We start from the raw sequence: 14748 nt of genomic DNA, 5'->3' as shown, positions 1-14748 counted from the left end.
TTTTTTTCGAACAGGGCCTTTGCACCTGTTGAGGTTCAGGTCAGGCTGGCCTCACCTGAATGTCAACACGCCTGGCCCGCCGCCCAGCCCGACGACCATGCCCACTGGAAATTATAGCCGCCGAGCCAGCCCGTGACGTCGACGACCTCGCCGATGAAGAACAGGCCGGGTATCGATTTCACCCGCATCGTCTTCTGGTCGAGCCCGTTGGTGTCCACCCCGCCGAGCGTCACTTCGGCCGTCCGGTAGCCTTCCGAACCGGCTGGCTTGATGCGCCAGTCGTTGACCGCGGCCTCCACGGTTTTGACCTGGGCCTCGGAAAGATCGGCAAGATTGCCATTGAGCCCGGTTCGCTCGGCTATCGCCTGGGCAAGCCGTTTCGGCAAGTGATTTGCCAGCACGGTCTGCACCGCCTGCCGGCCATTGCCACGCTTGGCGGCGCGGACGAGTTCAGCCACATCCGTGCCCGGCAGCATGGCGATGCGGATTTCATCACCCTCGCGCCAGTAGGAGGAGATTTGCAGGATGGATGGCCCGCTTACGCCGCGATGCGTGAACAGCATCGCCTCGGAAAACCGCGCCCTGCCGCAGGCAATCTCGGCGTCGACGGCGTTCCCGGCCAGGGGCGAAAGCCGATCGAGCGTTTTTGCATCGAAGGTCAGCGGCACCAGGGCAGGCCGTGTTTCTACGACGGCAAGGCCAAACCGATCGGCAAGCTCGTAGCCGAAGCCCGTCGCGCCCATCTTGGGGATCGACTTGCCGCCACAGGCCACGACCAGGGACCGGCAAGAGACCGAGCCGGCGGAGAGCCTGAGTTCAAACCCTTCCTCGGTTTTGCTGACGGTCTCGACTGAAGTCGACAATACCAGCTCGGCGCCCCTGCCCTGCATTTCCGAGACCAGCATGTCGATGATCTGGCGCGCCGAGCCGTCACAAAAAAGCTGCCCCAGTGTCTTCTCGTGATATGCAATGCCGTGACGTTCGACGAGCGCAATGAAGTCGCGCTGCGTATAGCGGCTGAGCGCCGAGATGCAGAAATGCGGATTCCTCGAGATGAAATTCTTCGGGCTCGTATGGATGTTGGTGAAATTGCACCGACCGCCGCCGGAGATGCGGATCTTTTCGCCAGGTGCCGCCGCATGATCGAGGACCAGCACCGAACGGCCGCGCTTGGCGGCCTCCACGGCGCACATCATTCCGGCGGCGCCGGCGCCAATGATCACGACATCATAGGATTGCATCAGGCTGATCGTTCCCGCATGACCCGCGCCGCTTTAGCGGGCGAGCCGGTCATCCCGCCTGATACCTCCAATGTGGCGCGCGGCCAACAGGGTGGCGAAGGCTCAGACCAGCGTTTCGGCGAACAAATCCGTCAATCGCTTCCAATGCCGCTCGGCACCGGTTGCATTGAAGACACTATGGTCGGGCACACACCAGCCATGAGCCATGCCGACATAATTCTCGATCGTGTGGTCGACTTCAGCATTCCGCAGCGCCTCTTCCAGCCTCGTCGACTGTTCCGGCGGAAAGCTCCGGTCGACGCCCGCCATACCGACATAGATGCGCGCCTTGATGGAAGCCGCCTTGCGGTGCGGACTGTCGGCGGCATCGCTGGCGAGGTTGCCGCCATGGAAACTGGCGGCGGCCCGGATCCTGTCGGGATAGGTCGCGGCGGCGTTGAGCGCCCGCGCGCCGCCCATGCAATAGCCGACGACACCAACAGGTCCGGCGATCCTCTCGGCGGCCAGAGCATCGAGGAAGGCGCTGCCGTCGCGGATGGTCATGCCCTGCGTCGTGCCGCCGCTCAGCATCAACAGCAGGGCCTTGGTCTTTGCCTCGGCAAAGGCGGTTTTGGGATCGAACGGGCCATACGGCGCATAGCGGTAGAAGAGATCGGGCACCAGCACGGCATAGCCATGCCCCGCGAGGCGCTCGGCCATCTGGTCGAGCACCGGACGCGGACCGAAAATATCCATGTAGATGATGATGCCGGCCCTGGCGGGCGAGGCTGGACGAAACAGCCGTGCCTTCGCCGTGCCGTCCAGGGTCTTGATCTCGATGTCCTGCTTCGTCATTGCGCGCTCCGCCGGTTGCCAGGCGATAGATATCCGCGCCGCCCGCCAGGGCAAGCCGCAACCTGCCGATCTCGGTCAAGTTTCCGTGCGGTTCGGAGGAATGCCTATACTCCGGCGAACGCCGCCATGTGGAAAGCCTGGACATGGGCCGGATAGCGATGCTCAGCGCCGTAGGGACAGGCGTTGCGGTCGAGGCAGCCGCCGGCACGGCAAGGCGCACCATCCGTGCCGCGCACATGCGCCAGGCACGCCTGGTGCGCGAAGCCGTCCACCGAATAGGCGCCGACTGGACAGGATTTCAGGCAGGGTTTTTCGACACATGTGTCGCAAAGATGAATCGCTGCGTCAGCTTCGGGGGTTGCGATCTCCTGATCGAACAGCAATGCGCCGCGATAGGCGTGCCAGAGCCCATATTTCGGATGCATCAGGATGCCGAGCGGCGACTGTCTCAGCCCCTCGGCCCGCATCGCCCATCGCTGGAACGGCAGATACGGGCGGTCCGAAGGCGACACAGCGCGCGCGCCGAAATCGTCGGCAACGGCGCCGATGACCGCGCGCGACCATGTGTCGAGCGGATTGATGGCGGACGGTGGCTGCTTCTCACGCCACCGCAGGAAGTGCGGCCACGGCGCCGCGCCCGCCTGCCCGACCAGCAGCACCGACCTGGCTGGGACGCCTGATGAGCCTAGGGGAACGTCTTCGCCATCGACGAAATTGAAGCCGCCGCGGACAATTAGTCCATATCGGACCAGGGCCCCGCTGAGATGATCATAGCTACGGATCATCGGGCTTCAGCTTCGCTTTTAGCTCGCGAACTGCGTCGCTCTCGTTTTGGATCGTGCGGGTGAGAACAGCCGTAGACCTTGCGAATCCAAGCTTGTCCTCGGTCGTCAACGATCATCACAGCGCACGTGTATCCGGTTTCGTCCGCCGAGCACTGCCTGGTTTTCGGGAGATCGAACTCAATTTCAATTTGGCTAGAACAAACCCGAAGACCCTTTGCGGCAGTTTGAGTTTCGATCATTGACCGGTATTTGGCGGCTATCGAAGCGAATTCCGACAACGTACCTGATAACTGGCCTGATAAGTCAATCAGGATTTTGGCCGTAGAGTGCTCTCGTGCGTGCGCGTGAAGTTTGCCGATGGCCCAATAACCATCGGCGTCGTTGTTGCGGCTGATGAATGACGCGGCGACATCAGCCGCGATCCCCCTCAATGCCTTTCGACCCATCTCGATCTCCGACCGCCCGCCCGGAGAATAGCGGCGGCGTCGGCAAGAATCATCCCTTCCGGTCCGGATCGGAGAACGCGCTCCGCCAGACTTCCTTGTGGATGATGTTGGCGACTTTAGCCCCGCCTGACTCGGGCTCCTTTCAGGTGAAGGCGTCGGGCATCGACCCTTTCTTCTTGGCGATGAAGTCCTTCAGGGCTTCGTCGATGCCTTCATCAAGGTGCGGCGCCTCGTAAGCCTCCAGCCAGCGGCGGGCGAGATCGTTGGCACGCTGCGGGGCGGTCTTCTGGCCTTCGGCCAGCCACTGCTCATAGGAGTTGTTGTCGGCGATCGACGAGCGGTAGAAGGCGGTCTGGAAATTGGCCTGGGTATGGTCGCAGCCGAGATAGTGGCTGCCCGGGCCGACCTGGCGAATGGCATCCATCGCCTGGCCGTTTTCCGACAGGTCGACGCCTTCGCAGAATTTCTGCTGCATGCCGAGCTGGTCGATATCCATCATGAATTTTTCGTAGCAGGACGCCAGCCCGCCCTCGAGCCAGCCGGCCGAATGCAGCACGAAATTGGTGCCGGCGAGAATCGTCGAGTTCAGCGTGTTGGCGCTCTCATAGGCTGCCTGTGCATCCGGAACCTTGGACGCGCAGAGCGAGCCGCCGGTACGGAACGGCAGTCCGAGGCGGCGGGCGAGTTGCGCTGCTCCATAGGAGACCAGCGACGGTTCCGGCGTGCCGAAAGTCGGCGCGCCCGACTGCATCGATATCGACGAGGCGAAGGTGCCGAACAGCACCGGGGCGCCCGGACGGATCAGCTGCGTGAACGATGCGCCGGCCAGCACTTCGGCCAGCACCTGCGTCAGCGTACCGGCGACCGTCACCGGGCTCATCGCGCCGGCGAGGATGAACGGCGTGACGATGCAGGCCTGGTTATGCCGCGAATAGACTTTCAGGGCGCCAAGCATGGTCTCGTCGAACACCATCGGCGAGTTTGCGTTGATCAGGCTGGTCAGCACCGTGTTGTTCTCGACGAAATCGTCGCCGAACACCAGCTTGGCCATCGCCACCGTGTCCTCGGCGCGCTCCGGCGCGGTCACCGAACCCATGAACGGCTTGTCGGAATATTTGATGTGCGCGTAGACCATGTCGAGATGGCGCTTGTTGACCGGCACGTCGACCGGCTCGCACACCGTGCCGCCCGAATGGTGGATCGACGGCGCCATATAGGCGAGCTTGACGAAATTCTGGAAATCCTCGATCGTCGCATAGCGCCTGACGCCGTCCAGATCACGCACGAAGGGTGGGCCATAGACCGGCGCGAACACGGTCGCATTGCCGCCGATCTGCACCGAGCGCTCCGAATTGCGGGCATGCTGGGTGTAGATGGACGGCGCGGTCTTCAAGAGCGAACGGCAGAGCCCTTTGGGAAAATGCACGCGCTCGCCCTTGACGTCGGCGCCGGCCTCTTTCCACAATTGCAGCGCTTCCGCGTCATCGCGAAAAATGATGCCGATCTCCTCCAGCACCGTGTCGGTGTTCTTCTCGATCAGCGCCAGACCTTCCTCGTTCAGCACCTCGTAGACGTTGATCTTGCGCTTGATGTAGGTGAGCTGGGTGCCGGGACCGCCGCCGGAACGCGCGGCCCGGCGGGCCGCCGCTCCACCGCTGGCGCCGCGCCCACGCCGCGCGTTGGACGCTTCCTGGTCGACTGCCGCGTGTTCGCTCATGATCGCTCTTCCCTGAATATGGCCTGCCTGACTATGGCCGGTCCGTAACCGTTGCGGCCGCATGGCGCGGCTTTCGCCGGATCGTAGCCATGCACCCTATTCGAAACGGCCCGTCCGCGCCAACGCCTGTCGCAAAATCGACAAGAAATCCGATAGATTTTCCAGTCGCTTTCCTTTTGCGGGAAGTCGCAAATCAGCTATGGATACCCGCCCGTTGCGGGTTAGGTATGAACGCCATTATTTTGTGCCTTGCGACACAGTCGCGATGCCGTGAGGAGCTGGGATTAAAATGTCCGACGACGAGATCATCCTTTCTGAACTTTCCGACGACGAGTTGGTGCAGCAGATGCACGACGATCTCTATGACGGTCTGAAGGAAGAGATCGAGGAAGGCACGCGCATCCTGCTCGAGCGCGGCTGGGCTCCTTACAAGGTGCTGACCGAGGCGCTGGTCGAAGGCATGCGTATCGTCGGCGAGGATTTTCGCGACGGCATCCTGTTCGTTCCCGAAGTGCTGCTGTCGGCCAATGCCATGAAGGCCGGCATGTTCATCCTGCGTCCGCTGCTCGCCGCCACCGGCGCGCCCAAGCAGGGCAAGATGGTGATCGGCACCGTCAAGGGCGACATCCACGACATCGGCAAGAACCTCGTCGGCATGATGATGGAAGGCGCCGGCTTCGACGTCATCGACCTCGGCATCAACAATGCGGTCGAGAAGTATCTCGATGCGATCGAGCAGCATCAGCCCGACATCATCGGCATGTCGGCGCTGCTCACCACCACCATGCCCTATATGAAGGTCGTCATCGACACGATGAAGGAAAAGGGCATCCGCGACGACTATGTCGTGCTGGTTGGCGGCGCGCCGCTCAACGAGGAATTCGGCAAGGCCGTCGGCGCCGACGCCTATTGCCGCGACGCGGCGGTGGCGGTCGAGACCGCCAAGGATTTCATGAAGCGCAAGCACAACGTGCGCGCTTCGGCCTGATCCAAGGCATCGGGACGACGAAAAGGAAGCCGCGCCTTGCAGCGCGGCTTTTTTGTTCCCAGATGAGGGACGTGGCTGCCGATCAATTGGCGACGGTGTCTTTGACCGCCCTCGCCGTCGATTTGACATCCTTGCCGACACCCCGAATGGTGTTGGCGCAGGCCGTGAGTGCAAGCGCGCAGGCAAGGATGGCGATCGGCGCAATGCGTAGCAGTTTCATGGACGGTGTCTCCCTCGACAGATAGATTAGCCCCGCAGCGAAAGCCGGTTCTACTTGGTCAAGACGAAAAAAACCAAACCGAATCAGACAGACAGGCTGCTCGTCATCGCCTGCGGAATGATTGCGCGTGAGGTATTGGCCGTCAAGGAACAGCTCGGGCTGAGCCACCTGGAATTGACCTGTTTGCCGGCGGAATTTCATTTCTATCCGGACCGCATCGCGCCGGCCATGGACAAGGCCATCGAAAAGGCCAAGGCGGAGGGTTACGAACACATCTTCGTCGGTTATGCCGATTGCGGTACGGGCGGTCTGCTTGACCGCGTGCTGGAAAAGCATGGCGTCGAGCGCATGGCCGGCCCGCATTGCTTCGCCTTCTACCAAGGCATGGACGCCTATGCGAAGGTCGCCGACGACGACATGATGTCTTTCTACATGACCGACTTCCTGTGCCGTCAGTTCGATGCCTTCTTCATGAAGCCGCTCGGCCTGGACAAGCACCCGGAGCTGATCAAGGACTATTTCGGCAACTACGAGAGACTGATCTATCTGGCGCAGACCGATGATCCTGAACTCGATAACGTCGCGGAAAAAGCCGCTGCTCTGCTCGGCCTCGCCTACGAGCGCCGCTCGACCGGTTATGGCGATCTGAAGCCGGAGTTGGCGCGGGCCGCAACAAACGCCTGAAGGCGTCAGGCTGCTTCTTCCGCCGCCAGCGCCGTCAGCACATCGGCAAAGCTCGTCCTGCAGACAAAACCCAGCCTGTCCCTAGCCCGCGACGCGTCATAGACCCGGTCGATCGAGGAAAACATCGTCCAGCCCTTGCGCGCATAAAGGGCGGGAAATTCGGGATAATAACGCGCCACGACCGATGGAGCGTCGGCGATCAAGTCCGCGCAATCATCGGGCTGGAACGGCGTTGGCGCACAGGCGATGAAGATGTCGAAGCCGAGCTCCGGCGCCTTCTCCAATGCCGCGACATGCGCCCGCGCCGCATCGTCCACCGTCAGCCGCCGAAACAGCAGTTCGTTTGCCTTGGTGTTGGCGTCCGACTGTTCGATCGCATGCGCCATGTCGTCGGCTTCGGGAAAGAAGCGCGCCGTGCGCAGCACGACCACCGGCAGGCCATGCTGAAGATGGTAGAGGCGGCAAAGATGTTCGGCCGAGAGCTTGGTCACTCCATAGATGTTGCGCGGCTCGGGCGACATCGCTTCCGTCAGCCACGCCGCCCTGCGCGCACCGCCCTTGAAGCCGTCGCGTATCGCCTGCGAGATCATCAGCGAAGTCGTTGACGTAAAGACGAAGCGTTGCACATTGGCCGCCACCGCCGCATCGAGCAGGTTTAGCGTGCCTTGCACGTTGGTCGCGATGAAATCGCTGTTGGCATGGCTTTCTATGTTGGGCTTGTGCAGCGCGCCGCTGTGAATGATGGCCTCGATCCGGTTTTCCCCAACGGCACGCATCACGAGGTCACGGTCGGCAATCGAACCGACGATCCGCGTTTCGGCCGACGGAACGGGATCGAGGCCGGTGACGTCATGTCCAAGCCCGCGCAGGCGTGGCGCCAACGCGCTTCCCAGCCAACCCGATGATCCCGTAAGCAAGATTCGCATTCGTCACACCATGAATTTCGATCGTGACGCTGTTAAGCATGGATGACAGGCGCCAGCGACCCGGTAAGTTATGCACCAGACGGCAGCGGCGCCGTTCCAGACAAAACAGGGAATCCTTCGATGAACCTCCGCCCCTTGCTTGCCGTTGTCGGCCTGCTCTGCTGCTCCTTGCCCGCCCTTGCCGACGGTCAAGTGCAGAAACTGATCACCGCCTCCGACAAGGCGCGGCTCGACAAATATGGCGACACCCGCAAGGCAGCACTCGCCGAGGCAAAGGCGGGCAAACCCGCCGAGGTCAAGCAACTCGACGCGCTGCTGGCCAAGCCGCTGGTCGCCTTCTCCGACAAGGATCTCACCGGCAACTGGCGGTGCCGCACGATCAAGGTCGGCGGACTGAGCCCACTCGTCATCTATGGCTGGTTCAAATGCAGGGTGACCGATGATGGCTCCGGCTGGCGGCTGGAAAAGATCAGCGGTTCGCAGCGCACCCAGGGCCGCTTCTTCGACGATGGCGACAAGCGCTCGATCTATCTTGGCTCCGGCTCCGTCAACGACGACCGGGCAAAGCCCTATGGCAGCGGTCCGCAGACCGATCAGGTCGGTTACGCCTTCCGCAACAGCGCCAAGGAATGGCGCATCGAATTCCCCGCGCCATATTACGAATCGAAGCTCGACATCATGGAGTTCAAACGCTGACCGGCCTTCATGTCCTGGTAAGGCTTCCGGCATACCAAGGATTAACCCGCCTGCCCTAAGGTCCGGCCACGTCAGCCGGTCCTTGGAGCATGGCAAGATCAATGGCAGCGTCGGAATCCAATCCGCGACCGATTGTAGTCGTCACCGGCGGCGGCGCGCATGTCTGGGCCATGATCAACGATCTCGCCGACCGCGTCGGTCCTGTCACCGTCGTCCTCGAAATCCCTGAATCTAAAAAACAATTGCTGCGCGGCCGCGCCCGACGCCAGGGCTGGATCTCCGCCATGGGCCAGCTCGGCACCATGGTGCTGAGCAGGCTTGGCAAACGGCTCAACGTCAAACACGCCGCCCGGTTGATTTCCGAGGAGAAGCTTGAAACGGAGCCTCGGCAAGGCCAGGTCATCGTCCATGTGGAATCCGCCAACGGGCCGGAATGCCTGCAGGCGATCGAGACGATCAAGCCCGGCGTCGTGCTGTTGAACGGGTGCAGGCTGATTTCCAGGGAGATGCTGGCCAAAATGCCTTGCCCGGTACTCAACTATCATGCCGGCATCACGCCGAAATACCGCGGCATGAATGGCGGCTATTGGGCATTGACGTCAGGCGATCCGCAGAATTTCGGCACGACCGTCCATCTGGTCGATGCGGGCGTCGACACCGGCGGCGTGTTGAAGCAGGTGCGCGGCAAGCCCAAACAAGGCGACACCATCTCTAGCTATGCGCTGCGCCAGGCGGCGTTTTCGCGCGACATCTGCGTCGAGGCGGTCAGCGATGCGCTGGCCGGAAAACTCGCAACGTTCGATCCAGGGCTGCCATCGAAACAGTGGTACCACCCAACGATCTGGTTCTACGTCTGGACAGGGCTGAGAACCGGCATCTGGTGACGCATCCAGCCTCGGCAAGAGCGCAAACTCGGCCGCCATATTGCTGCATTGACCCCGCCGCGACATGGGTCGCAAACGAATAAACCCACCTTTCATTTTACGACATCCAAATGCGTCGCTTTTGAATGCGCGCGCGTCGTCCCATAACAAGCAGCCTTACGGCGCTTGCGGCAATGCTCGGAATATCGAGGAGCGAGAATTCATGGCCGATCTTATCGTCGTCTACTGGCGCGACATCCCTGCCCAGGTCATCGTCAGGAAAGGCCGGCAGAACGCCAAGCGCGAATTGCCATTGCGCTTCACCGAGGCGATCGACATGTGCGCCATGCGCACCGGCGCCGGTGGCACCGACGACTATCTCGCCGAATGGCGCAAGGCCGAACCGGTTGCGGTCGGTGACGATCTCGAAGCCGAGGTCGAAAAGGCTTTCCACGAGCTCGACGCGAAATACGACCGCGAGCGGCTGGTCGCTCTGGTCAAGGCGGGCGGGAAAGAAAATGTCTGACGAGAACCCGACGGTTACCCAAGCCACGTTGGTCAAGAAGGCTGCGGCGAAATCCGACTACAAGCCGGCCGACGTCTCGCCGCAGCGCCGCGTGCAGCGCTCGTTCGCGGTGAGATTATGGTCCATTCGGCACTCGCGCCTGCTCGAATGGTTTTATGCCCGCTTCGCCGACATGTTCCTGCTGCTGCATCCCTTGTGGAAGGGCATCGGCTATGGCCGCGTCGAGGCCCCGGTGAAATTCATCGAGAAGCGCGTAAAAGGCTTTATGTTCGACTGCCGCATGTGCGGCCAGTGCATCCTGTCCTCCACCGGTATGTCGTGTCCGATGAACTGCCCCAAGCAGTTGCGCAACGGCCCTTGCGGCGGCGTGCGCGCCAACGGCAATTGCGAGGTCGAGCCCGATATGCCCTGCGTCTGGGTCAAGGCCTGGGAAGGTTCGCAGAACATGGTCAACTCCGACAGGATCCTCACCGTGCAGAAGCCGGTCGACCAGTCGCTGCGCGAAACCTCGGCCTGGCTGCGCGTCACCGCGCAGGCGGCGGCAACCCGCGAAGCCGCCGCCGCGCCAAAGACCGGAGCCGCCGCATGACCGGCCGTCAGCGTGACGAGAACCCGGCCGGCATTCACCTGCCGCTCGATCCCCTGCCCGGCCACACCTCGCGCGGCCGGCTGGAGCGCGTGCTGCGGCGCGGCGAATTCGCCGTGACCACCGAGCTCAACCCACCCGACAGCGCCGATCCCGAGGATGTCTACAACAGGGCGAAGATCTTCGACGGCTGGGTCGACGCCATCAACGCAGTCGATGCGTCCGGCGCCAACTGCCACATGTCGTCGGTTGGTATTTGCGCGCTGCTGACCCGCATGGGCTACGCACCGATCATGCAGATCGCCTGCCGCGACAAGAACCGCATCGCCATCCAGGGCGACGTGCTGGGCGGCGCTGCCATGGGCGTCGCCAACATGCTGTGCCTGACCGGCGACGGCGTCCAGGCCGGCGACCAGCCGGGAGCCAAGCCGGTGTTCGATCTCGATTCCATGTCGCTGCTGGAGACCTGCCGCATCATGCGTGACAACGGCAAGTTTCTGTCCGGCCGCAAGCTGACGACGCCGCCGCAGCTGTTCCTGGGCGCTGCCGTCAACCCGTTCGCGCCGCCCTTCGACTTTCGCCCGATCCATCTCGGCAAGAAGATCGCCGCCGGTGCGCAGTTCGTGCAGACGCAGTATTGCTTCGATGTGCCGATGTTCAAGACCTTCATGCAGAAGGCGCGCGATCTCGGCCACACCGAGAAAGTGTTCATCCTGTGCGGCGTCGGCCCCTTGGCCTCGGCCAAGACGGCAAAATGGATCCGCTCCAACGTGCCGGGCATCCATATTCCGGATGCCGTCATCAAGCGGCTGGAAGGCGCCCAGGACCAGAAGAAGGAAGGCAAGCAGCTCTGCACCGACATCATCAACGAGGTGAAGGAAATTCCCGGTGTCTCGGGCATCCATGTGATGGCCTATCGCCAGGAGGAATATGTCGCCGAGATCGTCGATGAATCGGGCGTGCTGAAGGGCCGCCAGCCATGGAAGCGTGAAATCCGCCGCGACGACCAGATGGTCGCCGACCGGCTGGACCGCATCCTGCACGAAGATATTACCGAAACCCAGGTGGACATGGTGAAGACCGCGCATTGACCCGCGCGGAACGCACCATTCGCTTGATCGACAAGAGATAACGATATAAAGAACTCTTTATATCACGACGGAGAGATTTCATGACCCGGACCATCGTTGCCTCGGCGACACGAGAAATCATCATTGGCTTCGACCAGCCCTTCTGCGTGATTGGCGAACGCATCAACCCGACCGGCCGCAAGAAGCTCGCCGCCGAGATGGTGGTTGGCAATTTCGAGACCGTCATCAAGGACGCGCTGGAGCAGGCCGCCTGCGGCGCCACCATGCTCGACGTCAATGCCGGCGTCACCTCGGTCAACCCGAACGAAACCGAACCTGGTCTTTTGGTGCAGACGCTGGAAATCGTCCAGGGCCTGGTCGATCTGCCGCTGTCGATCGACAGTTCCGTCACCGCCGCGATCGAGGCCGCGCTGAAGGTCGCCAAGGGCCGCCCGCTGGTCAACTCCGTCACCGGCGAGGAGGAGAAACTCGAGGCCATCCTGCCGCTGGTCAAGAAATACAACGTGCCCGTCGTCGCCATCTCCAATGACGAGACCGGCATTTCGATGGATCCGGACGTGCGCTTCGCCGTCGCCAAGAAGATCGTGCAGCGCTGCGCCGATTTCGGCATTCCGGCGCACGACGTCGTTGTCGACCCGCTGGTCATGCCGATCGGTGCGCTTGGCGATGCCGGCCGCCAGGTGTTCGCGCTCTTGCGCCGCCTGCGCGAGGAGCTCAAGGTCAACACCACCTGCGGCCTCTCCAACATCTCCTTCGGCCTGCCGCACCGCCATGGCATCAACGCCGCATTCATCCCGATGGTAATCGGCGCCGGCATGACCTCGGCGATCATGAACCCGGTTCGCCCACAGGAAATGGAAGCCGTGCGCGGCGCCAACGTGCTCAACGGCACCGACGAGAACTGTACCAACTGGATCCGCACCTACAAGGACTACAAGCCGGCCGAAGGCGGTCACCCGGTGGCGGCGCCGACAGCGGTCAATGCACCGGGCGAAGGCGGCGGCAATGGCGGCCGCCGGCGCGGTGGCCGTGAAGCCCGGATGGGCCGGGGATAAGCGCGCAATCGTGAATTCACCTGCAAACATTACCGATCCGCTCGTGCTGTTCATGCCGTCAGGCAAGCGCGGGCGGTTCCCTGTCGGCACGCCCGTGCTCGACGCCGCGCGTCAGCTCGGCGTCTATGTCGAAAGCGTGTGCGGCGGGCGCGCCACTTGCGGGCGCTGCCAGATCGAGGTGCAGGAAGGTAATTTCGCCAAGCACAAGATCACCTCCTCAAACGACCACATCTCGCCCAAAGGCCCCAAGGAAGAGCGCTACGAGCGTGTGCGCGGCCTGCCCGAACGGCGCCGCCTCTCCTGCTCGGCGCAGATCCTCGGCGATCTCGTCATCGACGTGCCGCAGGATACCGTCATCAACGCTCAGACCATCCGCAAGGATGCCGACACCAGGGTGATCGCCCGCGATACGGCGATCCGCATGTGTTATGTCGAGATCGAAGAGCCCGACATGCACAAGCCCCTGGGCGATCTCGACCGGCTCAAGATCGCGCTGATGAAGGATTGGGGCTTTAAAAACCTCGAATTCGACTTCTACCTGCTGCCGCAGGTGCAGGGCATATTGCGCAAGGGCAACTGGACCGCCACCGCCGCCATCCACAAGGATGCCGACAGCGACATAGCGCGCGTCATCGCGCTATGGCCGGGCCTCAAGAACGAGGCCTATGGCCTGGCCTGCGACATCGGCTCGACCACCATCGCCATGCATCTGGTGTCGCTGCTGTCGGGCCGCGTCGCCGCCTCTTCGGGTACGTCGAACCCGCAGATCCGCTTCGGCGAGGATCTGATGAGCCGGGTCTCCTATGTGATGATGAACCCGGATGGCCGCGAAGGCATGACGGTTGCTGTCCGCGAGGCGATCTCCAGCCTCGTCGATAAGGTCTGCGCCGAAGGCAACGTCCAGCGCAACGACATCCTGGATTCCGTCTTCGTCGGCAATCCGATCATGCATCACCTGTTCCTCGGCATCGATCCGACCGAGCTCGGCGGAGCCCCCTTCGCGCTCGCGGTCTCCGGCGCGGTCCGCATCAAGGCATCCGATATCGGCCTCAAGCTCAACCAGGGCGCGCGCCTCTATATGCTGCCTTGCATCGCCGGCCATGTCGGCGCCGATGCGGCGGCGGTGACGCTGTCGGAAGGCCCGCATCGCCAGGACGAGATGATGTTGATCGTCGATGTCGGCACCAATGCCGAGATCGTACTCGGCAATCGCGCGCGTGTTGTCGCTGCCTCCTCGCCCACCGGTCCGGCCTTCGAAGGCGCCGAAATCTCAGGCGGCCAGCGGGCAGCGCCCGGCGCCATCGAGCGCGTGCGCATCGATCCCGACACGCTGGAGCCGAAATACCGCGTCATCGGCTCGGAACTGTGGTCCGACGAACCCGGCTTCCTCGACAGCGTGCAGGCGACCGGCGTCACCGGCATCTGCGGCTCCGGCATCATCGAGATCGTCGCGGAAATGTATCTCGCCGGCATCATCTCGGAGGACGGTGTCGTCGACGGTTCGCTTGCCGCGCGCTCGCCGCGCGTCGTCGCCAACGGCCGCACCTTCTCCTACGTGCTGAAGGAAGGCGAACCCAAGATCACCATCACCCAGACCGACGTGCGCGCCATCCAGCTTGCCAAGGCTGCACTCTATGCCGGTACCAAGCTGTTGATGGAAAAGCAGAACACCGAGCATGTCGACCGCATCCATTTCGCCGGCGCCTTCGGCTCCTTCATCGATCCGAAATACGCCATGGTGCTCGGCCTGATCCCCGACTGCGACCTCGACAAGGTTTCGGCCGTCGGTAACGCCGCCGGTGCGGGCGCGCGGATGGCGCTGCTCAATCGCGGCTATCGCCGCGAGATCGAGGAGACGGTGAGCCAGATCGAGAAGATCGAGACCGCGCTGGAGCCGAAATTCCAGGAGCATTTCGTCTATGCCATGGCGCTGCCCAACAAGGTCGATCCGTTCCCGAAACTGTCGGCGGCGGTGAAACTGCCGCCACGCAAGACGGTGAGCGAGGACGGCATCGCCGGCGACGCCGCCCCGCGCCGGCGCTCGCGCGAGGGCCACGCGGCACGGCGCAGCCGCGAATAGACCCGCCGGC

General features: G+C 62.7%; 16 protein-coding genes. 9 read left to right on the top strand and 7 right to left on the bottom strand.

Annotation, left to right across the window (positions count from 1 at the left end; all coding sequences use genetic code 11):
- Window positions 1–62: 62 nt before the first annotated feature.
- From EN824_RS04700 to EN824_RS04680, 5 genes are all read right to left on the bottom strand, one after another.
- Entirely contained in the window at window positions 63–1241 is a 1179-nt protein-coding gene (locus tag EN824_RS04700) for an NAD(P)/FAD-dependent oxidoreductase (RefSeq protein WP_127871521.1), read from the bottom strand.
- Window positions 1242–1343: 102 nt separating this feature from the next.
- A complete protein-coding gene (locus EN824_RS04695; protein ID WP_135922126.1) occupies window positions 1344–2075 on the bottom strand; it encodes a dienelactone hydrolase family protein in 732 nt (243 codons plus the stop codon).
- A 104-nt stretch (window positions 2076–2179) separates the two neighbouring features.
- Complete coding sequence (locus tag EN824_RS04690) at window positions 2180–2860, bottom strand: 4Fe-4S dicluster domain-containing protein (RefSeq protein WP_127871522.1); 681 nt, start codon at window positions 2858–2860, stop codon at window positions 2180–2182.
- A complete protein-coding gene (locus EN824_RS04685) occupies window positions 2857–3306 on the bottom strand; it encodes a hypothetical protein (protein WP_127278060.1) in 450 nt (149 codons plus the stop codon). Before EN824_RS04685 ends, EN824_RS04690 begins: the two co-directional genes overlap by 4 nt.
- A 142-nt stretch (window positions 3307–3448) precedes the next feature.
- Window positions 3449–5023, bottom strand: a complete 1575-nt coding sequence (locus EN824_RS04680) for a trimethylamine methyltransferase family protein (RefSeq protein ID WP_127278059.1) — start codon at window positions 5021–5023, stop codon at window positions 3449–3451.
- A gap of 289 nt (window positions 5024–5312) precedes the next feature.
- Here EN824_RS04680 and EN824_RS04675 point away from each other — a divergent pair, with 289 nt between their 5' ends.
- Window positions 5313–6011: a B12-binding domain-containing protein gene (locus EN824_RS04675; protein ID WP_032930649.1), complete on the top strand. Its 699-nt coding sequence runs from the start codon at window positions 5313–5315 to the stop codon at window positions 6009–6011.
- Between the two features lie 82 nt (window positions 6012–6093).
- On the opposite strand, the gene EN824_RS04670 is transcribed toward EN824_RS04675, so the two are convergent.
- Window positions 6094–6231: an entericidin A/B family lipoprotein gene (locus EN824_RS04670; protein WP_019858698.1), complete on the bottom strand. Its 138-nt coding sequence runs from the start codon at window positions 6229–6231 to the stop codon at window positions 6094–6096.
- Between the two features lie 54 nt (window positions 6232–6285).
- Here EN824_RS04670 and EN824_RS04665 point away from each other — a divergent pair, with 54 nt between their 5' ends.
- Window positions 6286–6915, top strand: coding sequence for a DUF1638 domain-containing protein (locus EN824_RS04665; protein ID WP_127278058.1), 630 nt, complete (start codon window positions 6286–6288; stop codon window positions 6913–6915).
- Window positions 6916–6920: 5 nt separating this feature from the next.
- Here the strand turns inward: EN824_RS04665 and EN824_RS04660 are convergent, their stop codons facing one another.
- Window positions 6921–7841 carry an NAD(P)-dependent oxidoreductase gene (locus EN824_RS04660; protein WP_127278057.1) on the bottom strand — a complete coding sequence of 307 codons (921 nt, stop codon included), beginning with the start codon at window positions 7839–7841 and terminating at the stop codon, window positions 6921–6923.
- Between the two features lie 120 nt (window positions 7842–7961).
- Here EN824_RS04660 and EN824_RS04655 point away from each other — a divergent pair, with 120 nt between their 5' ends.
- From EN824_RS04655 to EN824_RS04625, 7 genes are all read left to right on the top strand, one after another.
- Entirely contained in the window at window positions 7962–8537 is a 576-nt protein-coding gene (locus EN824_RS04655; protein WP_127278056.1) for a DUF4893 domain-containing protein, read from the top strand.
- Window positions 8538–8638: 101 nt separating this feature from the next.
- Complete coding sequence (locus tag EN824_RS04650; RefSeq protein ID WP_127278055.1) at window positions 8639–9421, top strand: formyl transferase; 783 nt, start codon at window positions 8639–8641, stop codon at window positions 9419–9421.
- 202 nt (window positions 9422–9623) lie between these two features.
- Window positions 9624–9926, top strand: a complete 303-nt coding sequence (locus tag EN824_RS04645; RefSeq protein ID WP_127278054.1) for a virulence factor — start codon at window positions 9624–9626, stop codon at window positions 9924–9926.
- Window positions 9919–10515: a methylenetetrahydrofolate reductase C-terminal domain-containing protein gene (locus tag EN824_RS04640; RefSeq protein WP_127278053.1), complete on the top strand. Its 597-nt coding sequence runs from the start codon at window positions 9919–9921 to the stop codon at window positions 10513–10515. The genes EN824_RS04645 and EN824_RS04640 overlap by 8 nt, the downstream gene beginning before the upstream one ends.
- Window positions 10512–11603, top strand: a complete 1092-nt coding sequence (locus EN824_RS04635) for a methylenetetrahydrofolate reductase (RefSeq protein WP_127278052.1) — start codon at window positions 10512–10514, stop codon at window positions 11601–11603. Before EN824_RS04640 ends, EN824_RS04635 begins: the two co-directional genes overlap by 4 nt.
- Window positions 11604–11683: 80 nt before the next feature.
- Window positions 11684–12658: a methyltetrahydrofolate cobalamin methyltransferase gene (locus EN824_RS04630; RefSeq protein WP_135866672.1), complete on the top strand. Its 975-nt coding sequence runs from the start codon at window positions 11684–11686 to the stop codon at window positions 12656–12658.
- Window positions 12609–14738: an ASKHA domain-containing protein gene (locus EN824_RS04625; RefSeq protein ID WP_135866668.1), complete on the top strand. Its 2130-nt coding sequence runs from the start codon at window positions 12609–12611 to the stop codon at window positions 14736–14738. The genes EN824_RS04630 and EN824_RS04625 overlap by 50 nt, the downstream gene beginning before the upstream one ends.
- Window positions 14739–14748: the final 10 nt, after the last annotated feature.

It is taken from the genome of Mesorhizobium sp. M8A.F.Ca.ET.181.01.1.1 (assembly GCF_004792025.1).
Lineage (GTDB): Bacteria > Pseudomonadota > Alphaproteobacteria > Rhizobiales > Rhizobiaceae > Mesorhizobium.
The sequence above is the reverse complement of the archived record's forward strand: the minus strand, read 5'-3'. Positions and strand labels throughout refer to the sequence as shown.

Coding starts and splice junctions, on each gene's coding strand:
- EN824_RS04700 (WP_127871521.1), bottom strand. CDS start 1,241: ATGCAATCCTATGATGTCGTGATCATTGGCGCCGGCGCCGCCGGAATG.
- EN824_RS04695 (WP_135922126.1), bottom strand. CDS start 2,075: ATGACGAAGCAGGACATCGAGATCAAGACCCTGGACGGCACGGCGAAG.
- EN824_RS04690 (WP_127871522.1), bottom strand. CDS start 2,860: ATGATCCGTAGCTATGATCATCTCAGCGGGGCCCTGGTCCGATATGGA.
- EN824_RS04685 (WP_127278060.1), bottom strand. CDS start 3,306: ATGGGTCGAAAGGCATTGAGGGGGATCGCGGCTGATGTCGCCGCGTCA.
- EN824_RS04680 (WP_127278059.1), bottom strand. CDS start 5,023: ATGAGCGAACACGCGGCAGTCGACCAGGAAGCGTCCAACGCGCGGCGT.
- EN824_RS04675 (WP_032930649.1), top strand. CDS start 5,313: ATGTCCGACGACGAGATCATCCTTTCTGAACTTTCCGACGACGAGTTG.
- EN824_RS04670 (WP_019858698.1), bottom strand. CDS start 6,231: ATGAAACTGCTACGCATTGCGCCGATCGCCATCCTTGCCTGCGCGCTT.
- EN824_RS04660 (WP_127278057.1), bottom strand. CDS start 7,841: ATGCGAATCTTGCTTACGGGATCATCGGGTTGGCTGGGAAGCGCGTTG.
- EN824_RS04655 (WP_127278056.1), top strand. CDS start 7,962: ATGAACCTCCGCCCCTTGCTTGCCGTTGTCGGCCTGCTCTGCTGCTCC.
- EN824_RS04650 (WP_127278055.1), top strand. CDS start 8,639: ATGGCAGCGTCGGAATCCAATCCGCGACCGATTGTAGTCGTCACCGGC.
- EN824_RS04645 (WP_127278054.1), top strand. CDS start 9,624: ATGGCCGATCTTATCGTCGTCTACTGGCGCGACATCCCTGCCCAGGTC.
- EN824_RS04640 (WP_127278053.1), top strand. CDS start 9,919: ATGTCTGACGAGAACCCGACGGTTACCCAAGCCACGTTGGTCAAGAAG.
- EN824_RS04635 (WP_127278052.1), top strand. CDS start 10,512: ATGACCGGCCGTCAGCGTGACGAGAACCCGGCCGGCATTCACCTGCCG.
- EN824_RS04630 (WP_135866672.1), top strand. CDS start 11,684: ATGACCCGGACCATCGTTGCCTCGGCGACACGAGAAATCATCATTGGC.
- EN824_RS04625 (WP_135866668.1), top strand. CDS start 12,609: ATGGCGGCCGCCGGCGCGGTGGCCGTGAAGCCCGGATGGGCCGGGGAT.